This is a genomic window from Hafnia sp. CBA7124 (genome assembly GCF_002355555.1).
In the GTDB taxonomy this organism is placed as follows: Bacteria; Pseudomonadota; Gammaproteobacteria; order Enterobacterales; family Enterobacteriaceae; genus Hafnia; species Hafnia alvei.
Genome location: NZ_AP017469.1, coordinates 4,137,945 through 4,160,433, shown reverse-complemented (window position 1 = coordinate 4,160,433; position 22,489 = coordinate 4,137,945). Strand labels below are relative to the sequence as shown.

Annotated in this window: 40 protein-coding genes; 38 read left to right on the top strand and 2 right to left on the bottom strand. The window is 48.3% G+C overall.

Features of this window, described 5'->3' with window-relative positions:
- The first annotated feature begins 19 nt into the window (after window positions 1-19).
- The gene (locus tag CPY98_RS18920; protein ID WP_025799209.1) at window positions 20-214 is read left to right on the top strand and encodes a YheV family putative zinc ribbon protein; all 195 of its coding nucleotides are present in this window, start codon (window positions 20-22) and stop codon (window positions 212-214) included.
- Between the two features lie 107 nt (window positions 215-321).
- Complete coding sequence (slyD, locus tag CPY98_RS18915) at window positions 322-918, top strand: peptidylprolyl isomerase (RefSeq protein WP_025799206.1); 597 nt, start codon at window positions 322-324, stop codon at window positions 916-918.
- Window positions 919-983: 65 nt separating this feature from the next.
- Here slyD and CPY98_RS18910 read toward each other — a convergent pair whose 3' ends face one another.
- Window positions 984-1,217, bottom strand: a complete 234-nt coding sequence (locus CPY98_RS18910) for a SlyX family protein (RefSeq protein WP_025799204.1) — start codon at window positions 1,215-1,217, stop codon at window positions 984-986.
- 272 nt (window positions 1,218-1,489) lie between these two features.
- Between CPY98_RS18910 and fkpA the strand changes: the two genes are divergently transcribed.
- From fkpA to bfr, 11 genes are all read left to right on the top strand, one after another.
- Window positions 1,490-2,308 (top strand): FKBP-type peptidyl-prolyl cis-trans isomerase, encoded by an 819-nt coding sequence (fkpA, locus tag CPY98_RS18905; protein ID WP_040046973.1) that lies wholly within the window; start codon window positions 1,490-1,492, stop codon window positions 2,306-2,308.
- A gap of 207 nt (window positions 2,309-2,515) precedes the next feature.
- Window positions 2,516-3,238, top strand: coding sequence for a transcriptional regulator (locus CPY98_RS18900; protein WP_008815470.1), 723 nt, complete (start codon window positions 2,516-2,518; stop codon window positions 3,236-3,238).
- Window positions 3,238-3,627, top strand: a complete 390-nt coding sequence (gene tusD, locus CPY98_RS18895) for a sulfurtransferase complex subunit TusD (protein ID WP_046450571.1) — start codon at window positions 3,238-3,240, stop codon at window positions 3,625-3,627. Before CPY98_RS18900 ends, tusD begins: the two co-directional genes overlap by 1 nt.
- Before the next feature lie 9 nt (window positions 3,628-3,636).
- Entirely contained in the window at window positions 3,637-3,996 is a 360-nt protein-coding gene (gene tusC / locus CPY98_RS18890; protein WP_046450570.1) for a sulfurtransferase complex subunit TusC, read from the top strand.
- Between the two features lie 18 nt (window positions 3,997-4,014).
- Window positions 4,015-4,302 carry a sulfurtransferase complex subunit TusB gene (gene tusB / locus CPY98_RS18885; RefSeq protein ID WP_043489374.1) on the top strand — a complete coding sequence of 96 codons (288 nt, stop codon included), beginning with the start codon at window positions 4,015-4,017 and terminating at the stop codon, window positions 4,300-4,302.
- Between the two features lie 142 nt (window positions 4,303-4,444).
- On the top strand, window positions 4,445-4,819 hold the full coding sequence (gene rpsL, locus CPY98_RS18880; protein ID WP_002212323.1) for a 30S ribosomal protein S12: 375 nt from the start codon (window positions 4,445-4,447) through the stop codon (window positions 4,817-4,819).
- Between the two features lie 96 nt (window positions 4,820-4,915).
- On the top strand, window positions 4,916-5,386 hold the full coding sequence (rpsG, locus tag CPY98_RS18875; protein WP_017803037.1) for a 30S ribosomal protein S7: 471 nt from the start codon (window positions 4,916-4,918) through the stop codon (window positions 5,384-5,386).
- Between the two features lie 93 nt (window positions 5,387-5,479).
- Window positions 5,480-7,594, top strand: coding sequence for an elongation factor G (gene fusA / locus CPY98_RS18870; protein WP_025799189.1), 2,115 nt, complete (start codon window positions 5,480-5,482; stop codon window positions 7,592-7,594).
- 70 nt (window positions 7,595-7,664) lie between these two features.
- Entirely contained in the window at window positions 7,665-8,849 is a 1,185-nt protein-coding gene (gene tuf, locus CPY98_RS18865) for an elongation factor Tu (protein WP_038502512.1), read from the top strand.
- 177 nt (window positions 8,850-9,026) lie between these two features.
- A complete protein-coding gene (bfd, locus tag CPY98_RS18860; RefSeq protein ID WP_071892163.1) occupies window positions 9,027-9,224 on the top strand; it encodes a bacterioferritin-associated ferredoxin in 198 nt (65 codons plus the stop codon).
- Window positions 9,225-9,296: 72 nt separating this feature from the next.
- Window positions 9,297-9,773, top strand: a complete 477-nt coding sequence (gene bfr / locus CPY98_RS18855) for a bacterioferritin (RefSeq protein WP_025802675.1) — start codon at window positions 9,297-9,299, stop codon at window positions 9,771-9,773.
- Here bfr and CPY98_RS18850 read toward each other — a convergent pair.
- Window positions 9,747-10,493 (bottom strand): A24 family peptidase, encoded by a 747-nt coding sequence (locus CPY98_RS18850; RefSeq protein ID WP_096388594.1) that lies wholly within the window; start codon window positions 10,491-10,493, stop codon window positions 9,747-9,749. The two genes, bfr and CPY98_RS18850, sit on opposite strands and share 27 nt — an antisense overlap.
- Before the next feature lie 410 nt (window positions 10,494-10,903).
- Between CPY98_RS18850 and rpsJ the strand changes: the two genes are divergently transcribed.
- From rpsJ to rpsK, 25 genes are all read left to right on the top strand, one after another.
- Window positions 10,904-11,215, top strand: coding sequence for a 30S ribosomal protein S10 (gene rpsJ / locus CPY98_RS18845; protein WP_001181005.1), 312 nt, complete (start codon window positions 10,904-10,906; stop codon window positions 11,213-11,215).
- 32 nt (window positions 11,216-11,247) lie between these two features.
- Window positions 11,248-11,877, top strand: a complete 630-nt coding sequence (gene rplC, locus CPY98_RS18840; protein ID WP_025802672.1) for a 50S ribosomal protein L3 — start codon at window positions 11,248-11,250, stop codon at window positions 11,875-11,877.
- A gap of 10 nt (window positions 11,878-11,887) precedes the next feature.
- Window positions 11,888-12,493 carry a 50S ribosomal protein L4 gene (gene rplD / locus CPY98_RS18835; RefSeq protein ID WP_004846606.1) on the top strand — a complete coding sequence of 202 codons (606 nt, stop codon included), beginning with the start codon at window positions 11,888-11,890 and terminating at the stop codon, window positions 12,491-12,493.
- Window positions 12,490-12,792, top strand: coding sequence for a 50S ribosomal protein L23 (gene rplW, locus CPY98_RS18830; protein WP_004846604.1), 303 nt, complete (start codon window positions 12,490-12,492; stop codon window positions 12,790-12,792). The genes rplD and rplW overlap by 4 nt, the downstream gene beginning before the upstream one ends.
- A 19-nt stretch (window positions 12,793-12,811) precedes the next feature.
- Window positions 12,812-13,636 (top strand): 50S ribosomal protein L2, encoded by an 825-nt coding sequence (gene rplB, locus CPY98_RS18825; RefSeq protein ID WP_025802669.1) that lies wholly within the window; start codon window positions 12,812-12,814, stop codon window positions 13,634-13,636.
- A 14-nt stretch (window positions 13,637-13,650) separates the two neighbouring features.
- Window positions 13,651-13,929: a 30S ribosomal protein S19 gene (gene rpsS, locus CPY98_RS18820; protein ID WP_004846600.1), complete on the top strand. Its 279-nt coding sequence runs from the start codon at window positions 13,651-13,653 to the stop codon at window positions 13,927-13,929.
- A gap of 14 nt (window positions 13,930-13,943) precedes the next feature.
- Entirely contained in the window at window positions 13,944-14,276 is a 333-nt protein-coding gene (gene rplV / locus CPY98_RS18815; protein ID WP_004391423.1) for a 50S ribosomal protein L22, read from the top strand.
- Between the two features lie 17 nt (window positions 14,277-14,293).
- Window positions 14,294-14,995: a 30S ribosomal protein S3 gene (gene rpsC, locus CPY98_RS18810; protein ID WP_004846598.1), complete on the top strand. Its 702-nt coding sequence runs from the start codon at window positions 14,294-14,296 to the stop codon at window positions 14,993-14,995.
- A 13-nt stretch (window positions 14,996-15,008) separates the two neighbouring features.
- Window positions 15,009-15,419 carry a 50S ribosomal protein L16 gene (gene rplP, locus CPY98_RS18805; protein WP_002438716.1) on the top strand — a complete coding sequence of 137 codons (411 nt, stop codon included), beginning with the start codon at window positions 15,009-15,011 and terminating at the stop codon, window positions 15,417-15,419.
- Complete coding sequence (gene rpmC / locus CPY98_RS18800; RefSeq protein ID WP_004846592.1) at window positions 15,419-15,610, top strand: 50S ribosomal protein L29; 192 nt, start codon at window positions 15,419-15,421, stop codon at window positions 15,608-15,610. Before rplP ends, rpmC begins: the two co-directional genes overlap by 1 nt.
- A complete protein-coding gene (gene rpsQ / locus CPY98_RS18795; RefSeq protein WP_004846590.1) occupies window positions 15,610-15,864 on the top strand; it encodes a 30S ribosomal protein S17 in 255 nt (84 codons plus the stop codon). The genes rpmC and rpsQ overlap by 1 nt, the downstream gene beginning before the upstream one ends.
- 164 nt (window positions 15,865-16,028) lie before the next feature.
- Window positions 16,029-16,400: a 50S ribosomal protein L14 gene (gene rplN, locus CPY98_RS18790; protein WP_000613954.1), complete on the top strand. Its 372-nt coding sequence runs from the start codon at window positions 16,029-16,031 to the stop codon at window positions 16,398-16,400.
- A gap of 10 nt (window positions 16,401-16,410) precedes the next feature.
- The gene (gene rplX / locus CPY98_RS18785; protein ID WP_004846586.1) at window positions 16,411-16,725 is read left to right on the top strand and encodes a 50S ribosomal protein L24; all 315 of its coding nucleotides are present in this window, start codon (window positions 16,411-16,413) and stop codon (window positions 16,723-16,725) included.
- Window positions 16,726-16,739: 14 nt separating this feature from the next.
- A complete protein-coding gene (rplE, locus tag CPY98_RS18780; RefSeq protein WP_004846583.1) occupies window positions 16,740-17,279 on the top strand; it encodes a 50S ribosomal protein L5 in 540 nt (179 codons plus the stop codon).
- Window positions 17,280-17,292: 13 nt separating this feature from the next.
- A complete protein-coding gene (gene rpsN / locus CPY98_RS18775; protein ID WP_004846582.1) occupies window positions 17,293-17,598 on the top strand; it encodes a 30S ribosomal protein S14 in 306 nt (101 codons plus the stop codon).
- 33 nt (window positions 17,599-17,631) lie between these two features.
- A complete protein-coding gene (gene rpsH / locus CPY98_RS18770; protein ID WP_025802663.1) occupies window positions 17,632-18,024 on the top strand; it encodes a 30S ribosomal protein S8 in 393 nt (130 codons plus the stop codon).
- 13 nt (window positions 18,025-18,037) lie between these two features.
- Window positions 18,038-18,571 (top strand): 50S ribosomal protein L6, encoded by a 534-nt coding sequence (gene rplF, locus CPY98_RS18765; protein ID WP_025802661.1) that lies wholly within the window; start codon window positions 18,038-18,040, stop codon window positions 18,569-18,571.
- Between the two features lie 9 nt (window positions 18,572-18,580).
- Window positions 18,581-18,934, top strand: a complete 354-nt coding sequence (rplR, locus tag CPY98_RS18760; RefSeq protein ID WP_004846572.1) for a 50S ribosomal protein L18 — start codon at window positions 18,581-18,583, stop codon at window positions 18,932-18,934.
- 14 nt (window positions 18,935-18,948) lie between these two features.
- The gene (gene rpsE / locus CPY98_RS18755; protein ID WP_004846569.1) at window positions 18,949-19,449 is read left to right on the top strand and encodes a 30S ribosomal protein S5; all 501 of its coding nucleotides are present in this window, start codon (window positions 18,949-18,951) and stop codon (window positions 19,447-19,449) included.
- Window positions 19,450-19,455: 6 nt separating this feature from the next.
- Window positions 19,456-19,635, top strand: coding sequence for a 50S ribosomal protein L30 (rpmD, locus tag CPY98_RS18750; RefSeq protein ID WP_004846568.1), 180 nt, complete (start codon window positions 19,456-19,458; stop codon window positions 19,633-19,635).
- Between the two features lie 3 nt (window positions 19,636-19,638).
- Window positions 19,639-20,073, top strand: a complete 435-nt coding sequence (gene rplO / locus CPY98_RS18745; protein WP_025802657.1) for a 50S ribosomal protein L15 — start codon at window positions 19,639-19,641, stop codon at window positions 20,071-20,073.
- Between the two features lie 7 nt (window positions 20,074-20,080).
- Entirely contained in the window at window positions 20,081-21,412 is a 1,332-nt protein-coding gene (gene secY / locus CPY98_RS18740) for a preprotein translocase subunit SecY (protein WP_025802655.1), read from the top strand.
- A gap of 33 nt (window positions 21,413-21,445) precedes the next feature.
- Window positions 21,446-21,562, top strand: coding sequence for a 50S ribosomal protein L36 (gene rpmJ, locus CPY98_RS18735; RefSeq protein ID WP_008815462.1), 117 nt, complete (start codon window positions 21,446-21,448; stop codon window positions 21,560-21,562).
- Between the two features lie 146 nt (window positions 21,563-21,708).
- Window positions 21,709-22,065: a 30S ribosomal protein S13 gene (gene rpsM / locus CPY98_RS18730; RefSeq protein WP_008815461.1), complete on the top strand. Its 357-nt coding sequence runs from the start codon at window positions 21,709-21,711 to the stop codon at window positions 22,063-22,065.
- Window positions 22,066-22,081: 16 nt separating this feature from the next.
- Window positions 22,082-22,471 carry a 30S ribosomal protein S11 gene (gene rpsK / locus CPY98_RS18725; protein ID WP_002438687.1) on the top strand — a complete coding sequence of 130 codons (390 nt, stop codon included), beginning with the start codon at window positions 22,082-22,084 and terminating at the stop codon, window positions 22,469-22,471.
- The last annotated feature ends 18 nt before the right edge of the window (window positions 22,472-22,489 follow it).

Below are 22,489 nucleotides of genomic sequence, written 5' to 3'. Positions count from 1 at the left end.
CTACGAATAGGGTAACAAAATGAAAAAGAGATTTATTGCAGGAGCAACCTGTCCCAGCTGTAAGGCACAGGATACGTTGGTGGTATGGCGAGAGAATAATATTGAGCATGCTGAGTGTGTTAAGTGCGGGCATCAGCTAAGTCAGCCAGAAGCGAATGTCAGTGACCATGTTCAGCATAACAACCAAATGATCGGTATTTTTAAGCCAGAATAAGTGGCAAGGGTGGCGTTTCTGCGAGGGATTTTTTATCCTTGTGGGTACAGTGGCGCAAAATTCCGCTACAATCTGCGCCAATTTAGTTTCCAACGCTAGGAGATATCATGAAAGTAGCAAAAGACCTGGTGGTCAGCTTGGCCTATCAGGTACGTACAGAAGACGGTGTTTTAGTTGATGAATCTCCGGTGAGTGCACCGTTGGATTATCTGCACGGACATGGCTCCCTGATTTCTGGGCTGGAAGCAGCTCTGGAAGGTCACGCTGAAGGCGATAGCTTTGACGTTCACGTTGGCGCCAATGACGCTTACGGTAACTACGATGAAAATCTGGTTCAGCGCGTTCCTAAAGACGTTTTCATGGGCGTTGACGAACTGCAGGTTGGCATGCGTTTCTTGGCTGAAACCGATCAGGGTCCAGTTCCAGTAGAAATTACCGAAGTTGACGACGACCACGTTGTTGTTGATGGTAACCACATGCTGGCTGGCCAGAACCTGAACTTCCACGTTGAAGTGATCGCCATCCGTGAAGCAACAGCTGAAGAGCTGGAGCATGGTCACGTACACGGCGAGCACGATCATCACCACGAACACGGCGAAGGCTGCTGTGGTGGTCATGGCCACGAACACGGTCACGACCATGGTGAAGAAGGCGGTTGCTGTGGTGGTAATGGCAAAGGCAACGGTGGTTGCGGCTGTCATTAATTCTGTGATTGATAAGCAGAATGAAAAAAGCGGCCTTGGCCGCTTTTTTGTTGTTAAATCATCGCTCAATAGTGGGGCGGCGGTGTTTCTTCTGATGGGTGAGCCATCATCGACGGCTGAGCTGCTTTAAGCTTATCCACCAGTAAATGCATTTGTTCGCGGTATTTATTCATCTCTAGCTGAAGAGCAATAACCGTTTGGTTGAGCTCCTCAATCGTTATTTCCTGAAAAGCCAGTCGGCTTTCGAGCATTTCAAATCGGGATTCAAGCTCTTCGCGATCCCAAGCCGATGGTTGCATAATCTTTCCTCTGAAAACGGTGTAGTTTCTGTTCACAATTTCATAGGTGAAATTTCACCTCATAATCGTTATTTTACCCGTAAAGCAGGCGAATTGCGCGTTACGCTTGTTGATTGGCTAAGCGAGTGAAACTTTTTGGGCATGTTGTAGTCTGAATTTATCAGACTGGCACGCTTAGTGATTGTTTTATGCGTCAACAGACCGCTATAGTAGCCAACTACATTTAGCTCATCGTTATTTAAGGTAATTTGCCTTAAAGTTTGGAGAAATGGATGAAATCTTTTTTTAAAGTTACTGTGCTGGCAACCACAATGGCTCTGGCTCTGAATGCATCAGCGTTCGCCGCTGACGCAGCTAAAGCTGCAGATGCTGCGCCGACAGCAACTAACAGCAAATTCAAGAATGACGATCAGCAGGCAGCATACGCATTAGGTGCTTCTCTGGGACGTTATATGGAAAACTCCCTGAAAGAGCAGGAAAAACTGGGCATCAAGTTGGATAAAGACCAGCTGATCGCCGGTGTCCAAGATGCTTTCGCAGGTAAAAGCAAGCTGACCGACCAAGAAATCGAAGGCACTCTGCAGGGCTTTGAAGCACGCGTAAAAGCATCTGCACAGGCTAAGATGGAACAGGATGCTAAAGCTAACGCAGACGCGGGTAAAAAATTCCGTGATGCGTTCGCTAAAGAGAAAAACGTTAAAACCACCAAAACTGGCCTGATGTATCAAGTTGATAAAGAAGGCACCGGTGCTGAGCCAAAAGACAGCGATACCGTAGTGGTTAACTACAAAGGTACTCTGACCGATGGTACTGAGTTTGATAACTCATACAGCCGCGGTGAGCCACTGTCTTTCCGTCTTGATGGCGTTATCCCAGGCTGGACCGAAGGCCTGAAACACATCAAAAAAGGCGGCAAAATCAAGCTGGTCATCCCACCAGAATTGGCATATGGCAAAACTGGCGTCCCAGGCATCCCTGCAAACTCTACGCTGGTATTTGATGTAGAACTGCTGGATGTTAAAGCTGCACCAAAAGCTGACGCGAAAGCAGAAGCTCCAGCAAAAGCTGACGCAGCGAAAGCAGGCAAGTAATTAACTTGAATGTTTAAAAAAAGCCGTGGAATATTCCACGGCTTTTTTGTTTTTTATCGTTGGAAGGTAAAAAAAACTTTTACCCCGCTGGCCTCAAGGATTTTAATAGGGCAGCTTTGCTAAACTTTATTTGCTAACTAGCTCGTTTTCTTGAATCTGCATCCATCGATGGATGCGTAGCTAAATCCTCCGTGGGGGTTGTCTTCAATGTCCAATACGCTTATGCCTGGTGACACCAGTGAGCTCGATTTACTGGATGAGCGTCCGTTCAGCCAGACCGATCATGAAATTCTGAAATCATACGAAGCCGTTGTTGATGGTCTTGCTATGCTCATTGGCTCTCATTGCGAAATCGTTTTGCATTCGCTTGAGGACTTGAAATGTTCAGCGGTACGTATTGCAAACGGTGAACATACGGGGCGCAAAATCGGCTCGCCGATTACCGATTTAGCCCTGCGCATGCTGCACGATATGGCCGGTGAAGATAGCAGCGTGTCAAAAGCGTACTTCACGCGCGCAAAAAGCGGCGTGTTGATGAAGTCGGTTACGATTGCCATTCGTAACAAAGAGCAGCGCGTTATTGGTCTGCTATGTATCAACATGAATCTGGATGTGCCTTTCTCACAGATCATGGAAACCTTCATTCCTAAGGCTTCACAAGACGTTGCTTCTTCAGTGAATTTTGCCTCTTCCGTGGATGACTTAGTGGCGCAGACGTTAGAGTTCACCATCGAAGAAGTGAATGCTGACCGTTCTGTATCAAACAATGCGAAGAATCGCCAAATTGTGCTGAACCTACATGAAAAGGGCATCTTTGATATCAAAGACGCCATTAATCAGGTTGCCGACCGTCTGAATATCTCTAAGCACACGGTGTATCTGTATATTCGCCAGTTCAAAAGTGGCGACCTACAGGGCAGCGATCGCTAATGCTGAGCTACTCCTTGTTTGTGACAGGCCCTGCTTATGGCACGCAGGCGGCGAGTAGCGCCTACCAGTTTGCTCAGGCACTGGTGGCCAGCGAGCACCAATTGGTCAGCGTGTTCTTCTACCGAGAGGGCGTGAGTAACGCTAATCAGCTGACATCTCCGGCGAGTGATGAGTTCGATTTGGTTCGTGCATGGCAGAAATTAGCGCAGGAACATAACGTGGTGCTGAATGTGTGCGTCGCGGCAGCGCTGCGTCGCGGTGTGGTTTCGAAAGATGAGGCTGCACAATTGGGCTTACCTGCCGCCAATTTGCAGGATGGCTTTGTCTTGAGTGGGTTAGGTTCACTGGCTGAAGCCGCATTGACCTGCGATCGCATCATGCAATTCTGAGGGGATGGGATGAAACGTTTAGCTTTTATTTTTACTCAGCCTCCGCATACATCAAGCGCAGGACGTGAAGGGCTGGATGCATTGCTGGCTGCTTCTGCTTTCAGTGAAGATATTCAGGTGTTTTTTATTGGGGATGGTGTTTTCCAACTTTTGCCCAATCAAAAACCGGCTGAAATTCTTTGTCGAGACTATGTTTCAACCTTTGGCGTGATGCCGCTTTACGATATTGAAGACGTTTATATCTGTTCCGAGTCACTGCGTGAAAGAGGTTTACATGACAATGAGCAGTGGATTATCGACGTTCAACTGCGAACTGCGGCACAGATTCGACAAAATCTTGAACAACGCGATGTTGTGCTAACCTTTTAGCCTTTGGTGATATTTTACATGTTACATACGCTGGCAAAGTCTCCAACCTCAGCAGATCTGACAACTCTTTGCGCTATTGTGGGCAATAATGACGCTATCGTGCTTCTTCAGGATGGTGTTCTGTGCGGGCTAGCAAATACCCATGCCCTTGAAAAGCTCATTTCTGCCTCCACATCCCTATATGCGCTGAATGTCGATGTTATTGCTCGAGGTTTGAGTGCTCGAATTTCATCCAATATCGTGTTGTTAGACTATAATCAGTTCGTTGAACTGAGTGCCAAACACCTTCAGCAAGTATCTTGGTGAGAATGCGATCTTGTATATTTCTTGACACCTATACTGGGCAGCCATAAAATTCTGCGTCCTCATATTTTGCCCATGGCTTTATGGGGAGATTTATCACACTTGTTTACGAAGCAAAAAACGAAGCAAATACCAGGAGCTATTAATGGCAACAATTAATCAGCTGGTACGCAAACCACGCTCCATGAAGGTTGCTAAAAGCAACGTTCCTGCGCTGGAAGCTTGCCCGCAGAAACGTGGCGTATGTACTCGCGTATATACCACCACTCCTAAAAAACCAAACTCCGCACTGCGTAAAGTTTGCCGTGTGCGTTTGACTAACGGTTTTGAAGTTACCTCCTACATCGGCGGTGAAGGTCATAACCTGCAGGAACACAGCGTGATCCTGATCCGTGGCGGTCGTGTAAAAGACTTGCCAGGTGTTCGTTACCACACCGTTCGTGGTGCGCTTGACTGCTCCGGCGTTAAAGACCGTAAGCAATCACGTTCCAAATACGGCGTGAAGAAGCCAAAGGCTTAATGGTTCTCCGTTAAGTAAGGCCAAACGTTTTAACTTTAATGTCAAACTCGAACTATAGAGTTTTGGACAACCCTGAATTAACAACGGAGTATTTCCATGCCACGTCGTCGCGTCATTGGTCAGCGTAAAATTCTGCCGGATCCTAAGTTCGGATCAGAACTGCTGGCTAAATTTGTAAACATCCTGATGGTAGATGGTAAAAAATCTACCGCAGAAGCAATCGTATATACCGCGCTGGAGACCCTGGCTCAGCGTTCTGGTAAAAACGAACTGGAAGCTTTTGAAGTAGCCCTGGACAACGTCCGCCCAACCGTCGAAGTTAAATCCCGTCGCGTTGGTGGTTCTACTTATCAGGTACCAGTAGAAGTCCGTCCGGTTCGTCGTAATGCTCTGGCAATGCGTTGGATCGTTGAAGCTGCTCGTAAACGCGGTGATAAATCCATGGCTCTGCGCCTGGCGAACGAACTTTCTGATGCTGCAGAAAACAAAGGTACTGCAGTTAAGAAACGTGAAGACGTTCACCGTATGGCCGAAGCCAACAAGGCGTTCGCTCACTATCGTTGGTAATCCCTTCATAGTGTTAGTCACCAAGCGGGCGCTTCAAGCAAGCCGCCCGCTGTGGGTAACTTAACTTGAACGTCCTAGGAATAGAGGAATCAAATGGCTCGTACAACACCCATTGCCCGCTACCGTAATATCGGTATCAGCGCACACATCGACGCCGGTAAGACTACTACTACCGAACGTATCCTTTTCTACACCGGTGTAAACCATAAAATCGGTGAAGTTCATGACGGCGCTGCCACCATGGACTGGATGGAACAGGAACAAGAACGTGGTATCACCATCACTTCCGCTGCAACTACTGCGTTCTGGTCAGGTATGGCTAAGCAGTATGAACCGCATCGCGTAAACATCATTGACACCCCAGGGCACGTTGACTTCACCATCGAAGTTGAACGTTCCATGCGTGTTCTTGACGGTGCGGTAATGGTTTACTGCGCGGTTGGTGGTGTTCAGCCACAGTCTGAAACCGTATGGCGTCAGGCTAATAAATACAAAGTTCCACGCATTGCGTTCGTTAACAAAATGGACCGCATGGGTGCTAACTTCCTGAAAGTTGTAGGCCAGATTAAATCCCGTTTGGGCGCGAACGCTGTTCCGCTTCAATTGGCAATTGGCGCTGAAGAAGGTTTCACCGGTGTTGTTGACCTGGTGAAAATGAAAGCGATCAACTGGAACGATGCCGATCAGGGCGTGACCTTCGAATACGAAGAGATCCCAGCTGATATGGCTGAGCTGGCTGCTGAATGGCACCAGAATTTGGTTGAGTCTGCAGCAGAAGCTTCTGAAGAGCTGATGGATAAATACTTGGGCGGCGAAGAGCTGACCGAGGAAGAAATCAAAACTGCCCTGCGTTCACGCGTACTGCGTAACGAGATTATTCTTGTTACTTGTGGTTCTGCATTTAAGAACAAAGGTGTTCAGGCGATGCTGGATGCGGTAATTGATTACCTGCCATCACCGACTGACGTACCTGCAATCAACGGTATGCTGGACGACGGTAAAGATACTCCGGCTGAGCGTCATGCGAGCGATGAAGAGCCATTTGCTGCTCTGGCGTTCAAAATTGCTACCGACCCGTTTGTTGGTAACCTGACGTTCTTCCGCGTGTACTCTGGTGTTGTTAACTCCGGTGATACCGTATTTAACCCGGTAAAATCGGCGCGTGAGCGTTTTGGTCGTATCGTTCAGATGCACGCTAACAAGCGTGAAGAGATCAAAGAAGTTCGCGCAGGCGACATTGCTGCGGCAATCGGCCTGAAAGACGTGACTACTGGTGACACCATTTGTGATCCGGATAACGTGATCATTCTGGAGCGTATGGAATTCCCTGAACCGGTAATTTCCATCGCAGTAGAACCGAAAACCAAAGCTGACCAAGAAAAAATGGGTCTGGCTCTGGGTCGTCTGGCTAAAGAAGACCCATCATTCCGCGTATGGACTGATGAAGAATCTAACCAGACCATCATCGCAGGTATGGGTGAGCTGCACCTCGACATCATCGTTGACCGTATGAAGCGTGAATTCAACGTTGAAGCGAACGTCGGTAAACCTCAGGTTGCTTATCGTGAAGCTATCCGCACGAAAGTTACTGATATCGAAGGTAAACACGCCAAGCAGTCTGGTGGTCGTGGTCAGTATGGTCATGTTGTTATCGACATGTACCCACTGGAGCCGGGCTCAAATCCGAAAGGTTACGAGTTCATCAACGACATCAAAGGTGGTGTAATTCCTGGCGAATACATCCCTGCCGTTGATAAAGGTATCCAGGAGCAGCTGAAATCTGGTCCACTGGCGGGTTATCCGGTTGTTGACCTCGGCGTGCGTCTGCACTTCGGTTCTTACCATGACGTTGACTCCTCTGAGCTGGCGTTTAAACTGGCCGCTTCTCTTGCCTTCAAAGATGGCTTTAAGAAAGCGAAACCAGTTCTGCTTGAGCCTATCATGAAGGTTGAAGTTGAAACTCCAGAAGAGAACACTGGTGACGTTATCGGTGACCTTAGCCGTCGTCGTGGCCAGCTGAAAGGTCAGGAATCTAACGCTACTGGCGTTCAGATTCACGCTGAAGTGCCGTTGTCTGAAATGTTCGGATACGCAACTCAGCTGCGTTCTCTGACCAAAGGTCGTGCATCTTACTCCATGGAATTCCTGAAGTATGATGATGCGCCGAACAACGTTGCTCAGGCCGTTATTGAAGCTCGTGGCAAATAAGCTACTAGTTTAAAACATTGATCCCGTGCTCTCTCTATGAAGGGAGAGCACAAGAGTAAGGAATAAAGCCGTGTCTAAAGAAAAATTTGAACGTACAAAACCGCACGTTAACGTTGGTACAATCGGCCACGTTGACCACGGTAAAACTACCCTGACTGCTGCAATCACTACCGTTCTGGCTAAAACCTACGGTGGTTCTGCACGTGCATTCGACCAGATCGATAACGCGCCAGAAGAAAAAGCACGTGGTATCACCATCAACACTTCTCACGTTGAATATGACACCCCGTCACGCCACTACGCGCACGTTGACTGCCCAGGGCATGCTGACTACGTTAAAAACATGATCACCGGTGCTGCACAGATGGACGGCGCTATCCTGGTTGTTGCTGCGACTGACGGCCCTATGCCTCAGACTCGTGAGCACATCCTGCTGGGTCGTCAGGTTGGCGTTCCTTTCATCATCGTATTCCTGAACAAATGCGACATGGTTGATGATGAAGAGCTGCTGGAACTGGTAGAAATGGAAGTTCGTGAACTTCTGTCTCAGTACGACTTCCCAGGTGATGATACTCCAATCATCCGTGGTTCTGCTCTGAAAGCGCTGGAAGGCGAAGCTGAGTGGGAAGCTAAGATCGTAGAACTGGCTGAAACTCTGGATTCTTACATCCCAGAACCAGAACGTGCTATCGACAAGCCATTCCTGCTGCCAATCGAAGACGTATTCTCTATCTCTGGCCGTGGTACTGTTGTTACCGGTCGTGTAGAGCGCGGTATCGTTAAAGTTGGTGAAGAAGTTGAGATCGTTGGTATCAAAGATACCGTTAAATCAACTTGTACCGGCGTTGAAATGTTCCGTAAACTGCTGGACGAAGGTCGTGCAGGCGAGAACGTTGGTGTTCTGCTGCGTGGTATCAAGCGTGAAGACATCGAACGTGGTCAGGTTCTGGCTAAACCAGGTTCTATCAAGCCACATACCAAGTTCGAATCAGAAGTTTATATTCTGAGCAAAGATGAAGGCGGCCGTCATACTCCGTTCTTCAAAGGCTACCGTCCACAGTTCTACTTCCGTACAACTGACGTGACCGGTACCATCGAACTGCCAGAAGGCGTGGAAATGGTAATGCCAGGCGATAACATCAAAATGATCGTTACCCTGATCCACCCAATCGCAATGGACGATGGTCTGCGTTTCGCAATCCGCGAAGGCGGCCGTACCGTTGGTGCTGGTGTTGTTGCTAAGGTAATGAGCTAATATTTAGCTTCTGAACCAAATGCAGTAAAAGGGCGCTTAGGCGCCCTTTTTTATTACAAGAAAAACATGAACTGATTCAAATTAGTACGATTTATAAGCAGTAAAATAAGATGCTTTTATTGAAATGATAACGTTTATTATTTAGACTCTTATTATCAAATCAGTAAAGAGTAAAATATGTACGTTTGCTTATGTAATGGGATTTCGGACAAAACAATACGTCATGCAATCCGCAAATATCAGCCGAGCTCTCTCCATCATTTGCGTAAAATAGTTCCATTCGGATCTGAATGCGGCAAATGTATCCGTCAGGCTCGAGAGATTTTCGATGAGGAAACCACGGTACTTCAAAGTAACTTCATAAACGTGGCATAAAAGTAGGGTTATTTTTTGACTCTTCAGACTCTGGTTCTACACTAAAAGAACTGGAAGCGGAGGGTTTTGTTTATGAAAGGCGATAAAAAAGTTATTGGCCACCTCAATAAGCTACTTGGAAATGAGCTTGTAGCTATCAATCAGTATTTCCTTCATGCCCGTATGTTTAAGAATTGGGGGCTCACACGACTCAATGACATTGAGTACCACGAGTCGATCGATGAGATGAAACATGCTGACCGTTACATCGAAAGAATTCTTTTTTTAGAAGGACTGCCAAATCTTCAAGATTTAGGGAAACTTAATATCGGAGAAGACGTGGAAGAAATGTTGAGATCCGATCTTAAATTAGAACTCGATGGTGCAAAAAACTTACGTGAAGGTATCGCTTATGCAGATTCAGTCCATGACTATGTCAGCCGTGATCTTATGATTGAAGTCCTGTCTGATGAAGAAAAACATATCGACTGGCTGGAAACTGAGTTAGATCTTATCCAACGTCTGGGAATCCAAAATTACCTATTAGCTCAGGTTAAAGAAGAAGCTTAATTTCCATGATTGCAATATATCGAAAATAACCACCCAGCCGGCGATGGCCAAGCAAGGACCAAAAGGCAGAGGGTGGTTCTTTTTCAGTGAACAAAACCTCCGGACTCCCCACCAAACAATTCCACCAAAGGACGCACTGGCAGATATCAATGCCAAGTTTTCATACCCTGCCCATGCACCGAGTGCGGCCAACAGTTTAGCGTCACCTAATCCGATACCCATTTTTCCTGCTAAATGCTTAGTTATCCAGCCTAGAAACCAAATAAAGATATAACCCGCGACTGCGCCAGCAACGGCGTGTTCTATTGGAGTCGCATTAGTGTATGCATTAAAACAAAGGCCGAGCCAGAGTAGGGGGAGTGTCAATATATCCGGTAATAGGTAATGCTGAAAATCCAAAAGAGACAAGGTGATGAGAAACCAGCTGATTAGCCAAACAATGGGCACGATTGATAGACTAATATGAGGCCAGAAGGATATAGCCAGAAAAAACAGTCCATAGCCGATTTGCGCCTTTAAGCTGCCTCTGTAGATTGAAGAAAACGACGGCGTGCCCAAAGTGAGAAGAGCAGTTGGAGCTGGAGAAAGAATTTGCCTAGGTATCGCTTGTCTTGCAATGTAAGCGGCGCAACCACTGCAAACAGCAAATACGATACATAGCGCTACACGTTTTCCGCTATCAGAAATGACGCAAGAATAGATATCCGTGAGCAATTCCATCTGTATTTCCTCCATTCAATATGCACACCATCATATCTGAGCATATTGAGCTATAGAGGACATTTTATTGGAATCATTGTCACAGGGCTGTATGAATTTCATGCAATTCAAGGCTCGGACGGGTATTTTATACGTGCGTATTTGAAGGATATCAGATCGTGCAGGCAGGATAGAGTAAGAGCCTTTCCACTATTTTTGCGCATTTAGGTTGCTTCCTGAGCTGGTTTACGTATAATGCGCGGGCTTACCTAATCTTGGTAAGTCTGATTCTGAATCAGAGATAGTCCTAGACTATCGAACAATACTCCCGATATGGGGGTTATATGTTGAACGATTACACTCCCCCATCAATCGAAATGGGTGTGAGGAGTAATTTTTTACGTTTATAAAATAATTGGAGCTCTGGTCTCATGCAGAACCAAAGAATCCGTATCCGCCTGAAAGCGTTTGATCATCGTCTGATCGATCAATCAACTGCGGAAATCGTCGAGACTGCTAAGCGCACTGGTGCGCAAGTCCGTGGTCCGATCCCGCTGCCGACCCGCAAAGAGCGCTTTACCGTTCTGATTTCTCCGCACGTCAACAAAGACGCGCGCGATCAGTACGAGATTCGCACTCATAAGCGCCTGGTTGACATCGTTGAGCCAACCGAGAAAACCGTTGATGCTCTGATGCGTCTGGATCTGGCTGCTGGTGTAGACGTGCAGATCAGCCTGGGTTAATCAGGTCATTGAACGATTGAGAGGTTGAAACAATGATTGGTTTAGTCGGTAAAAAAGTGGGTATGACCCGCATCTTCACTGAAGATGGCGTATCTATCCCAGTAACCGTTATCGAAATCGAAGCAAACCGTGTTACTCAGGTGAAAAGCCTGGATAACGACGGCTACTGCGCTGTACAGGTAACTACGGGTGCTAAAAAAGCAAACCGTGTATCTAAGCCAGAAGCTGGTCACTTCGCTAAAGCTGGCGTAGAAGCTGGCCGCACCCTGCGCGAATTCCGTCTGAATGAAGGCGAAGAGTTCACCGTAGGTCAGAGCATTAGCGTTGAAATTTTTGCTGACGTTAAAAAAGTTGACGTTACCGGTACTTCTAAAGGTAAAGGTTTTGCTGGCACAGTTAAGCGCTGGAACTTCCGTACCCAAGATGCTACCCATGGTAACTCCTTGTCTCACCGCGTTCCGGGTTCTATCGGTCAGAACCAGACTCCGGGCAAAGTGTTCAAAGGCAAGAAAATGGCAGGCCAACTGGGTAACGAACGCGTAACCGTTCAGAGCCTGGATGTAGTACGTGTTGACGCTGAGCGCAACCTGCTGCTGGTTAAGGGTGCTGTTCCGGGTGCAACCGGTGGCGACCTGATCGTTAAACCAGCTGTAAAGGCGTGAGGAGATAGGAATGGAATTAGTATTGAAAGACGCGCAAAGCGCGCTGACTGTTTCCGAAACTACCTTCGGTCGTGATTTCAACGAAGCGCTGGTACACCAGGTTGTAGTTGCTTATGCAGCTGGTGCCCGTCAAGGTACTCGTGCTCAGAAGACCCGTGCTGAAGTAACTGGTTCAGGCAAAAAACCGTGGCGTCAGAAAGGTACTGGTCGCGCTCGTTCTGGTTCTGTTAAGAGCCCGATCTGGCGTTCCGGTGGCGTTTCATTCGCTGCGAAGCCTCAGGATCACAGTCAAAAAGTTAACAAAAAGATGTACCGCGGCGCGCTGAAAAGCATTCTGTCCGAACTGGTACGTCAAGATCGTCTGATCGTCGTCGAGAAGTTCTCTGTAGAAGCGCCTAAAACTAAGCTGCTGGCACAGAAACTGAAAGACATGGCGCTGGAAGACGTGCTGATTGTAACCGGCGAAGTCGACGAAAATCTGTTCCTGGCCGCTCGCAACCTGTACAAGGTTGATGTGCGTGACGTTACAGGTATCGACCCAGTTAGCTTGATCGCCTTCGACAAAGTGGTTATGACTGCTGACGCTGTGAAGCAAGTTGAGGAGATGCTGGCATGATCCGTGAAGAACGTCTGCTGAAAGTACTGCGCGCGCCGCACGTTTCTGAAAAAGCGTCTATGGTGATGGAAAAAACCAACACCATCGTTCTCAAAGTTGCTAAAGACGCAACTAAAGCAGAAATCAAAGCCGCAGTTAAGAAACTGTTCGAAGTTGAAGTTGATGCAGTTCACACCCTGGTAGTTAAAGGTAAAGTGAAGCGTCACGGTCAGCGTGTTGGTCGTCGTAGCGACTGGAAAAAAGCTTACGTCACCCTGAAAGAAGGCCAGAATCTGGACTTCATCGGCGGCGCAGAGTAAGTCGGAGGAGTAGCGAACAATGGCAATTGTTAAATGTAAACCGACATCTCCGGGTCGTCGCCACGTTGTTAAAGTGGTTAACCCTGAGCTGCACAAGGGCAAACCGTATGCCCCGTTGCTTGAAAAACTGAGCAAATCCGGTGGCCGTAACAACAATGGCCGCATCACCACTCGTCACATCGGTGGTGGTCACAAACAGCATTATCGTCTGGTTGACTTCAAACGCAACAAAGATGGTATCCCTGCTGTTGTTGAGCGTCTGGAATATGATCCGAACCGTTCTGCGAATATCGCACTGGTTCTGTACAAAGACGGCGAACGCCGTTATATCCTGGCGCCTAAAGGCCTGAAAGCGGGTGACCAGATTCAGTCTGGTGTTGATGCTGCTATCAAACCTGGCAACACCTTGCCGATGCGTAACATCCCGGTTGGTTCTACCGTTCATAACGTAGAAATGAAACCAGGCAAAGGTGGTCAGCTAGCTCGTTCTGCTGGCGCATACGTTCAGATCGTTGCTCGCGATGGTGCATATGTCACCCTGCGTCTGCGTTCTGGTGAAATGCGTAAAATCCCATCCGACTGCCGTGCTACCTTAGGCGAAGTTGGTAACGCTGAGCATATGCTGCGCGTTCTGGGTAAAGCAGGTGCAAGCCGCTGGCGTGGTGTTCGTCCTACCGTTCGCGGTACTGCGATGAACCCAGTCGACCATCCACACGGTGGTGGTGAAGGTCGTAACTTTGGTAAGCACCCTGTTTCCCCATGGGGCCTGCAGACCAAAGGTAAGAAGACCCGCAGCAACAAGCGTACTGATAAATTCATCGTACGTCGCCGTAGTAAAAAATAATTAGAGGATAAGCCATGCCACGTTCTCTCAAGAAAGGTCCTTTCATTGACCTGCACTTGCTGAAGAAGGTAGAGAAAGCGGTGGAAAGCGGAGACAAAAAGCCTATTAAGACTTGGTCCCGTCGTTCAACGGTCTTTCCAAACATGATCGGTTTGACCATCGCTGTCCATAATGGTCGTCAGCACGTTCCAGTATTTGTAGCCGATGAAATGGTCGGTCACAAGTTAGGTGAATTCGCGCCGACTCGTACTTATCGCGGCCATGCGGCTGATAAAAAAGCTAAAAAGCGCTAAGGTAGGAGGAAGAGATGGAAACTATCGCTAAACATCGCCACGCTCGTTCTTCTGCTCAGAAGGTTCGCCTCGTTGCTGACCTGATCCGCGGTAAGAAAGTGTCGCAAGCTCTGGAAACTTTAGCCTACACCAACAAGAAAGCTGCTGGTCTGGTTAAGAAAGTACTTGAGTCTGCTATTGCTAACGCAGAACACAACGATGGCGCTGACATCGATGATCTGAAAGTGACGAAAATCTTCGTCGACGAAGGCCCAAGCATGAAGCGCATTATGCCGCGTGCTAAAGGTCGTGCAGATCGTATCCTGAAGCGCACCAGCCACATTACAGTGGTTGTGTCCGATCGCTGAGACTCTGGAGACTAGCAATGGGTCAGAAAGTACATCCTAATGGTATTCGCCTGGGTATTGTCAAACCTTGGAACTCTACTTGGTTCGCGAATACCAAAGAGTTCGCTGACAACCTGGACAGCGACTTTAAAGTTCGTCAATTCCTGACTAAGGAACTGGCGAAGGCTTCCGTTTCTCGCATCGTTATCGAGCGTCCTGCGAAGAGCATCCGTGTGACTATTCACACTGCTCGTCCAGGCATCGTTATCGGCAAGAAAGGTGAAGATGTCGAAAAACTGCGTAAGGTCGTAGCGGATATCGCTGGCGTTCCTGCGCAAATCAATATCGCCGAAGTTCGTAAACCAGAACTGGACGCAAAATTGGTTGCTGATAGCATCACTTCACAGCTGGAACGTCGTGTTATGTTCCGTCGTGCTATGAAGCGTGCTGTACAGAACGCAATGCGTCTGGGCGCTAAAGGTATTAAAGTTGAAGTAAGCGGCCGCCTCGGCGGTGCTGAAATCGCGCGTACCGAATGGTACCGTGAAGGTCGTGTTCCGTTGCATACTCTGCGTGCGGATATCGATTACAACACCTCTGAAGCGCACACCACTTATGGTGTAATCGGCGTTAAGGTATGGATCTTCAAAGGTGAGATCCTGGGTGGTATGGCTGCAGTTGAACAACCGGAAAAACCGGCTGCTCAACCTAAAAAGCAGCAGCGTAAAGGCCGCAAGTAAGGAGAGTCGCTGAATGTTACAACCAAAGCGTACAAAATTCCGTAAGGTGCACAAAGGCCGCAACCGTGGTCTGGCGCAAGGTACGGATGTTAGCTTCGGCACTTTCGGTCTGAAAGCTGTTGGCCGTGGCCGTCTGACTGCTCGTCAAATCGAAGCAGCTCGTCGTGCGATGACTCGTGCAGTTAAGCGTCAGGGTAAAATCTGGATCCGTGTGTTCCCAGACAAGCCGATCACTGAAAAGCCGCTTGAAGTTCGTATGGGTAAAGGTAAAGGTAACGTAGAGTATTGGGTTGCCTTGATCCAGCCGGGTAAAGTCCTGTACGAAATGGACGGCGTGCCTGAAGAGCTGGCCCGTGAGGCCTTCAAGCTGGCAGCAGCGAAACTGCCTATCAAAACCACCTTTGTAACTAAGACGGTGATGTAATGAAAGCACAAGAGCTGCGTGAGAAAAGTGTTGAAGAGCTGAACACTGAACTGCTGAGCCTGCTGCGTGAGCAATTTAACCTGCGCATGCAAGCGGCAAGCGGTCAGCTGCAACAATCTCACCTGTTGAAGCAAGTGCGTCGTGATGTCGCACGCGTTAAGACTTTACTGACTGAGAAGGCGGGTGCGTAATGACTGATCAAATCCGTACTCTGCAAGGTCGAGTAGTTAGTGACAAAATGGAGAAATCCGTTGTTGTTACGATCGAGCGTATGGTGAAGCACCCAATGTATGGTAAATTCATCAAACGTACGACCAAGCTGCACGTACACGACGAGAACAATGAATGTGGTATCGGTGACGTGGTAGAAATCCGCGAATGCCGTCCACTGTCAAAGACTAAGTCTTGGACACTTGTTCGCGTTGTAGAGAAAGCCGTTCTGTAATACAGTACGCATCTCGAGTACTATAAACGGCTCAAAAACTGAGCCGTTTATTTTTTCTACCCATATTCTGGAAGCGGTGTTATAATGCTGCGCCCTCAATTGTGGGGATTTCAAACGACCCATTCTGGGTCCAAAGTTGTAGTTGACATTAGCGGAGCACTAACATGATCCAAGAACAGACTATGCTGAACGTGGCCGACAACTCCGGTGCACGTCGCGTAATGTGTATCAAGGTTCTAGGTGGCTCGCACCGTCGCTACGCAGGCGTCGGCGACATCATCAAGATCACCATCAAGGAAGCAATTCCTCGTGGCAAGGTCAAGAAAGGCGATGTGCTGAAGGCGGTAGTGGTGCGCACCAAGAAGGGTGTTCGTCGCCCGGACGGTTCTGTCATTCGCTTCGATGGCAATGCTTGTGTTATTTTAAACAATAACTCTGAGCAGCCTATCGGTACGCGTATTTTTGGGCCGGTAACTCGTGAACTGCGTAATGAAAAGTTCATGAAAATTATCTCTCTGGCACCAGAAGTACTCTAAGGAGCGAACCATGGCAGCGAAAATCCGTCGTGATGACGAAGTTATCGTGCTAACCGGTAAAGATAAAGGTAAGCGCGGTAAAGTAAAAAATGTCCTGTCTTCTGGCAAGGTCATCGTTGAAGGTATTAACCTGGTTAAGAAACATCAGAAGCCGGTTCCGGCCCTGAACCAACCAGGTGGCATTGTTGAAAAAGAAGCTGCTATTCAGGTTTCTAACATTGCTCTCTTCAATGCGGCAACCGGTAAGGCTGACCGTGTAGGCTTTAGATTCGAAGACGGCAAAAAAGTCCGTTTCTTCAAATCTAACAGCGAAACTATCAAGTAATTTGGAGTAGTACGATGGCGAAACTGCATGATTACTACAAAGACGAAGTAGTCAAGCAACTCATGTCTGAGTTCGGCTACAATTCTGTCATGCAAGTCCCACGGGTCGAGAAGATTACCCTGAATATGGGTGTTGGTGAAGCGATCGCTGATAAGAAACTGCTGGATAATGCAGCAGCTGACTTAGCAGCAATCTCCGGTCAAAAGCCGTTGATCACTAAAGCACGCAAATCAGTTGCAGGCTTCAAAATCCGCCAGGGCTATCCGATCGGCTGTAAAGTAACTCTGCGTGGCGAACGCATGTGGGAGTTCTTTGAGCGTCTGATTTCCATTGCTGTACCTCGTATCCGTGACTTCCGTGGCTTGTCTGCTAAGTCATTCGATGGTCGTGGTAACTACAGCATGGGCGTGCGTGAACAGATCATCTTCCCGGAAATCGATTATGATAAAGTCGATCGCGTTCGTGGTTTGGATATTACCATTACCACTACTGCGAAATCCGATGATGAAGGCCGTGCGCTGCTGACTGCTTTCAACTTCCCGTTCCGCAAGTAAGGTAGGGTTACTAATGGCTAAGCAATCCATGAAAGCACGCGAAGTCAAGCGCGTGAAATTAGCTGATAAGTTCTTTGCCAAACGCGTTGAACTGAAAGCGATCATCTCTAACGTGAACGCTTCTGACGAAGATCGTTGGGATGCTGTTCTTAAGCTGCAGACTCTGCCGCGTGATTCCAGCCCGTCCCGTCAGCGTAACCGCTGCCGTCAAACTGGCCGTCCGCACGCTTTCCTGCGTAAGTTCGGGTTGAGCCGTATTAAGGTCCGTGAAGCCGCTATGCGCGGTGAAATCCCGGGTCTGAAAAAGGCTAGCTGGTAATTGTCACCAATTGAATCACGGGAGTAAAGACAGATGAGCATGCAAGATCCGATCGCGGATATGCTGACCCGTATCCGTAACGGTCAAGCCGCGAACAAAGTTGCGGTCACCATGCCTTCCTCCAAGCTGAAAGTGGCAATTGCCAACGTGCTGAAGGAAGAAGGTTTTATTGAAGATTTCAAAATCGAAGGCGACACCAAGCCTGTACTGGAATTAGTACTGAAGTACTTCCAGGGCAAGGCAGTGGTAGAAAGCATTCAACGTATCAGCCGTCCAGGTCTGCGCATCTATAAGAAAAAAGATGAGCTGCCAAAAGTTATGGCCGGTTTGGGTATCGCTGTTATTTCTACCTCTAAAGGTGTTATGACTGATCGTGCAGCTCGCCAGGCTGGTCTTGGTGGCGAGATTCTCTGCTACGTAGCTTAATCGGGAGGAAAGAATGTCTCGTGTTGCAAAAGCACCCGTCGTCATTCCTGCCGGCGTAGAGGTCAAACTCAACGGTCAGGTAATTTCGATTAAGGGTAAAAACGGCGAGCTGACTCGTACAGTCCACGACGCCGTTGAAGTTAAGCATGCTGATAACGCACTGACTTTCGCTCCACGCGAAGGTTTTGCAAATGCGTGGGCCCAAGCGGGTACCACTCGTGCGCTGCTTAACGCAATGGTTGTTGGTGTTACCGATGGCTTCACTAAGAAGCTTCAGTTGGTAGGTGTCGGTTACCGTGCAGCAGTCAAGGGCAACTCTGTGAATTTAGCTTTAGGCTTCTCTCACCCAGTTGAACATGCTCTGCCAGCAGGTATTACTGCTGAATGCCCGTCCCAGACTGAAATCGTGCTGAAAGGCGCTGATAAGCAGTTGATCGGACAAGTGGCAGCAGATCTGCGCGCTTACCGTCGTCCTGAGCCTTATAAAGGCAAGGGTGTCCGTTACGCCGACGAAGTCGTGCGTACCAAAGAGGCTAAGAAGAAGTAAGGTAACACTATGGATAAGAAATCTGCTCGTATCCGTCGTGCGACCCGCGCACGCCGCAAGCTCAAAGAGCTGGGTGCAACTCGCCTGGTGGTACATCGTACCCCGCGTCATATTTACGCACAGGTAATTGCTCCGAATGGTTCTGAAGTTCTGGTCGCTGCTTCTACTGTAGAAAAAGCAATCAGTGAACAACTGAAATATACTGGGAACAAAGATGCTGCAATCGCTGTAGGTAAAACTATTGCTGAGCGCGCGTTGGAGAAGGGCATCAAAGGCGTATCTTTTGACCGCTCTGGTTTCCAATATCATGGTCGTGTCCAGGCACTGGCAGATGCTGCCCGTGAAGCTGGCCTTCAGTTCTAAGGTAGAGGTGTAAGATGGCTCACATCGAAAAACAAGCTGGCGAACTGCAGGAAAAGCTGATCGCGGTAAATCGCGTATCTAAAACTGTAAAAGGTGGCCGTATTTTTAGCTTCACCGCACTAACTGTAGTGGGTGATGGCAATGGTCGCGTAGGTTTTGGTTACGGTAAAGCGCGTGAAGTTCCAGCAGCGATCCAGAAAGCGATGGAAAAAGCCCGTCGCAACATGATGAATGTCGCGCTGAACAGCGGCACCCTGCAGCATCCTGTTAAAGGTGCTCATACGGGTTCTCGTGTGTTCATGCAGCCGGCTTCCGAAGGTACCGGTATTATTGCCGGTGGTGCAATGCGCGCCGTTCTGGAAGTCGCTGGGGTGCACAACGTTCTAGCTAAGGCCTATGGTTCCACCAACCCAATTAATGTGGTTCGTGCAACTATCGATGGTCTGGCTAGCATGAAGTCCCCAGAAATGGTCGCTGCCAAGCGTGGTAAATCCGTTGAAGAAATTCTGGGGTAATTGACCATGGCAAAGACTATTAAAATAACTCAAACCCGCAGTGCAATCGGTCGTTTGCCGAAACACAAGGCAACGCTGCTTGGCCTGGGTCTGCGTCGTATTGGCCACACCGTAGAGCGCGAGGATACTCCTGCTGTACGTGGTATGGTCAACGCGGTTTCCTACATGGTTAAAGTTGAGGAGTAAGAGATGCGTTTAAATACTCTGTCTCCGGCCGAAGGGTCCAAGCACGCTTCCAAGCGTCTGGGTCGTGGTATCGGTTCTGGCCTGGGTAAAACCGGCGGTCGTGGTCACAAAGGTCAGAACTCACGTTCTGGCGGTGGCGTACGTCGTGGTTTCGAAGGTGGTCAGATGCCTCTGTACCGTCGTCTGCCGAAATTCGGCTTTACTTCTCGTAAAGCAATGATCACTGCAGAAGTTCGTCTGTCAGAGATCGCTTTAGTTGAAGGCGATGTTATCGACCTGAACACTCTGAAAGCCGCTAACGTAGTTGGCCCACAGATTGAATTCGCGAAAGTTATGCTTTCTGGTGAAATCAATCGTGCTGTGACTTTGCGTGGCCTTCGTGTCACCAAAGGCGCTCGTGCTGCTATCGAAGCTGCTGGCGGTAAAATTGAGGAATAAGTAGCAGATGGCTAAGCAACCAGGATTAGATTTTCAAAGTGCCAAGGGTGGACTTGGCGAACTCAAGCGCAGACTGTTGTTTGTAATTGGGGCGCTCATAGTTTTCCGTATTGGCTCTTTCATTCCGATCCCTGGTATTGATGCCGCTGTACTTGCCAAACTGCTCGAACAGCAGAGAGGCACCATCATTGAAATGTTTAACATGTTCTCTGGTGGTGCTCTCAGCCGTGCTTCTATCTTTGCTCTGGGTATTATGCCGTATATTTCTGCGTCAATTATTATCCAGTTGCTGACGGTGGTTCATCCAGCGTTAGCGGAAATTAAGAAAGAAGGGGAGGCTGGCCGTCGTAAGATTAGTCAGTACACCCGTTACGGTACGCTGGTTTTAGCCATATTCCAGTCGATCGGTATTGCTACCGGTCTTCCGAATATGCCAGGAATGCAAGGTCTGGTTATAAACCCTGGCTTTGCGTTCTACTTCACTGCAGTCGTGAGCTTGGTTACAGGGACGATGTTCCTAATGTGGCTGGGTGAGCAGATAACTGAGCGTGGTATCGGTAACGGTATTTCAATCATTATCTTTGCGGGGATTGTAGCGGGCTTACCGCCGGCAATTGGCCATACTATCGAGCAAGCGCGGCAGGGCGACCTGCACTTCCTCCTGTTGCTGTTGGTTGCAGTGTTAGTATTTGCAGTAACCTTCTTCGTTGTTTTCGTAGAGCGTGGTCAACGTCGTATTGTCGTTAACTATGCGAAGCGTCAGCAAGGTCGTCGTGTTTATGCAGCACAGAGCACACATTTACCGTTGAAAGTGAATATGGCCGGTGTAATCCCTGCTATCTTCGCTTCCAGCATTATTCTGTTCCCAGCCACGATTGCATCTTGGTTCGGGGGCGGCACCGGTTGGAACTGGCTGACTACAATTTCGCTGTATTTGCAGCCTGGGCAACCGCTTTATGTGTTACTCTATGCGTCTGCAATCATCTTCTTCTGTTTCTTCTATACGGCGTTGGTTTTCAACCCAAGAGAAACAGCTGATAACCTGAAGAAGTCCGGTGCATTCGTACCAGGAATTCGTCCGGGAGAGCAAACGGCGAAGTATATCGATAAAGTAATGACTCGTTTAACCTTAATTGGTGCGTTGTATATTACCTTTATCTGCCTGATCCCGGAGTTCATGCGTGATGCAATGAAAGTACCATTCTACTTTGGTGGTACATCACTACTCATCGTAGTTGTGGTCATCATGGACTTTATGGCTCAAGTGCAAACTCTAATGATGTCAAGTCAGTACGAGTCTGCATTGAAGAAAGCGAACCTGAAAGGCTATAACCGCTAATCTTGGTGAGTTTGAGAAGTTACGGAGAGTAAAATGAAAGTTCGTGCTTCCGTCAAGAAATTATGTCGTAACTGTAAAATTGTTAAGCGCAACGGTGTTGTGCGTGTGATTTGCAGCGTAGAACCGAAGCATAAACAGCGTCAAGGCTGATTATCTCGCATATTTTTCTTGCAAAGTTGGGTTGAGCTGGCTAGATTAGCCAGCCAATCTTTTGTATGTTGCTACAGTATCATTTGAGTATCCTGAAAACGGGCTTTTCAGAGTGGTGCTGTTGTATAAAAATTTAGGAGTGCATAGTGGCCCGTATAGCAGGCATTAACATTCCTGATCAGAAACATACTGTAATCGCATTAACTGCGATCTTCGGTATCGGCAAGACCCGTTCACAGGCTATCTGTGAAGCAACGGGCATTGCTGAAAATGTTAAGATCAGTGAGCTGTCTGAAGAGCAAATCGATAAGCTGCGTGACGAAGTTGCCAAGTACACTGTAGAAGGTGACCTGCGTCGTGAAGTAACCCTGAGCATCAAGCGTCTGATGGATCTTGGTACCTATCGTGGTTTGCGTCATCGTCGTGGTCTACCGGTTCGCGGTCAGCGTACTAAGACCAACGCACGTACCCGTAAGGGTCCGCGTAAACCGATCAAGAAATAATCGGGGTGATTGAATAATGGCAAAGGCACCTATTCGTGCACGTAAACGTGTAAGAAAGCAAGTCTCTGACGGTGTGGCTCACGTCCATGCTTCTTTCAACAACACCATTGTTACCATTACTGATCGTCAGGGTAACGCACTGGGTTGGGCAACAGCCGGTGGTTCCGGTTTCCGTGGTTCTCGTAAATCCACTCCGTTTGCCGCACAGGTAGCAGCAGAACGTTGCGCCGAAGCAGTAAAAGAGTACGGAATTAAGAATCTGGAAGTTATGGTTAAAGGACCTGGTCCTGGCCGTGAGTCTACTATCCGCGCGTTGAACGCGGCTGGTTTCCGCATCACTAATATTACTGATGTGACTCCGATCCCTCATAACGGTTGTCGTCCGCCGAAGAAACGTCGCGTATAACGTCGTTCCTCGGATTGT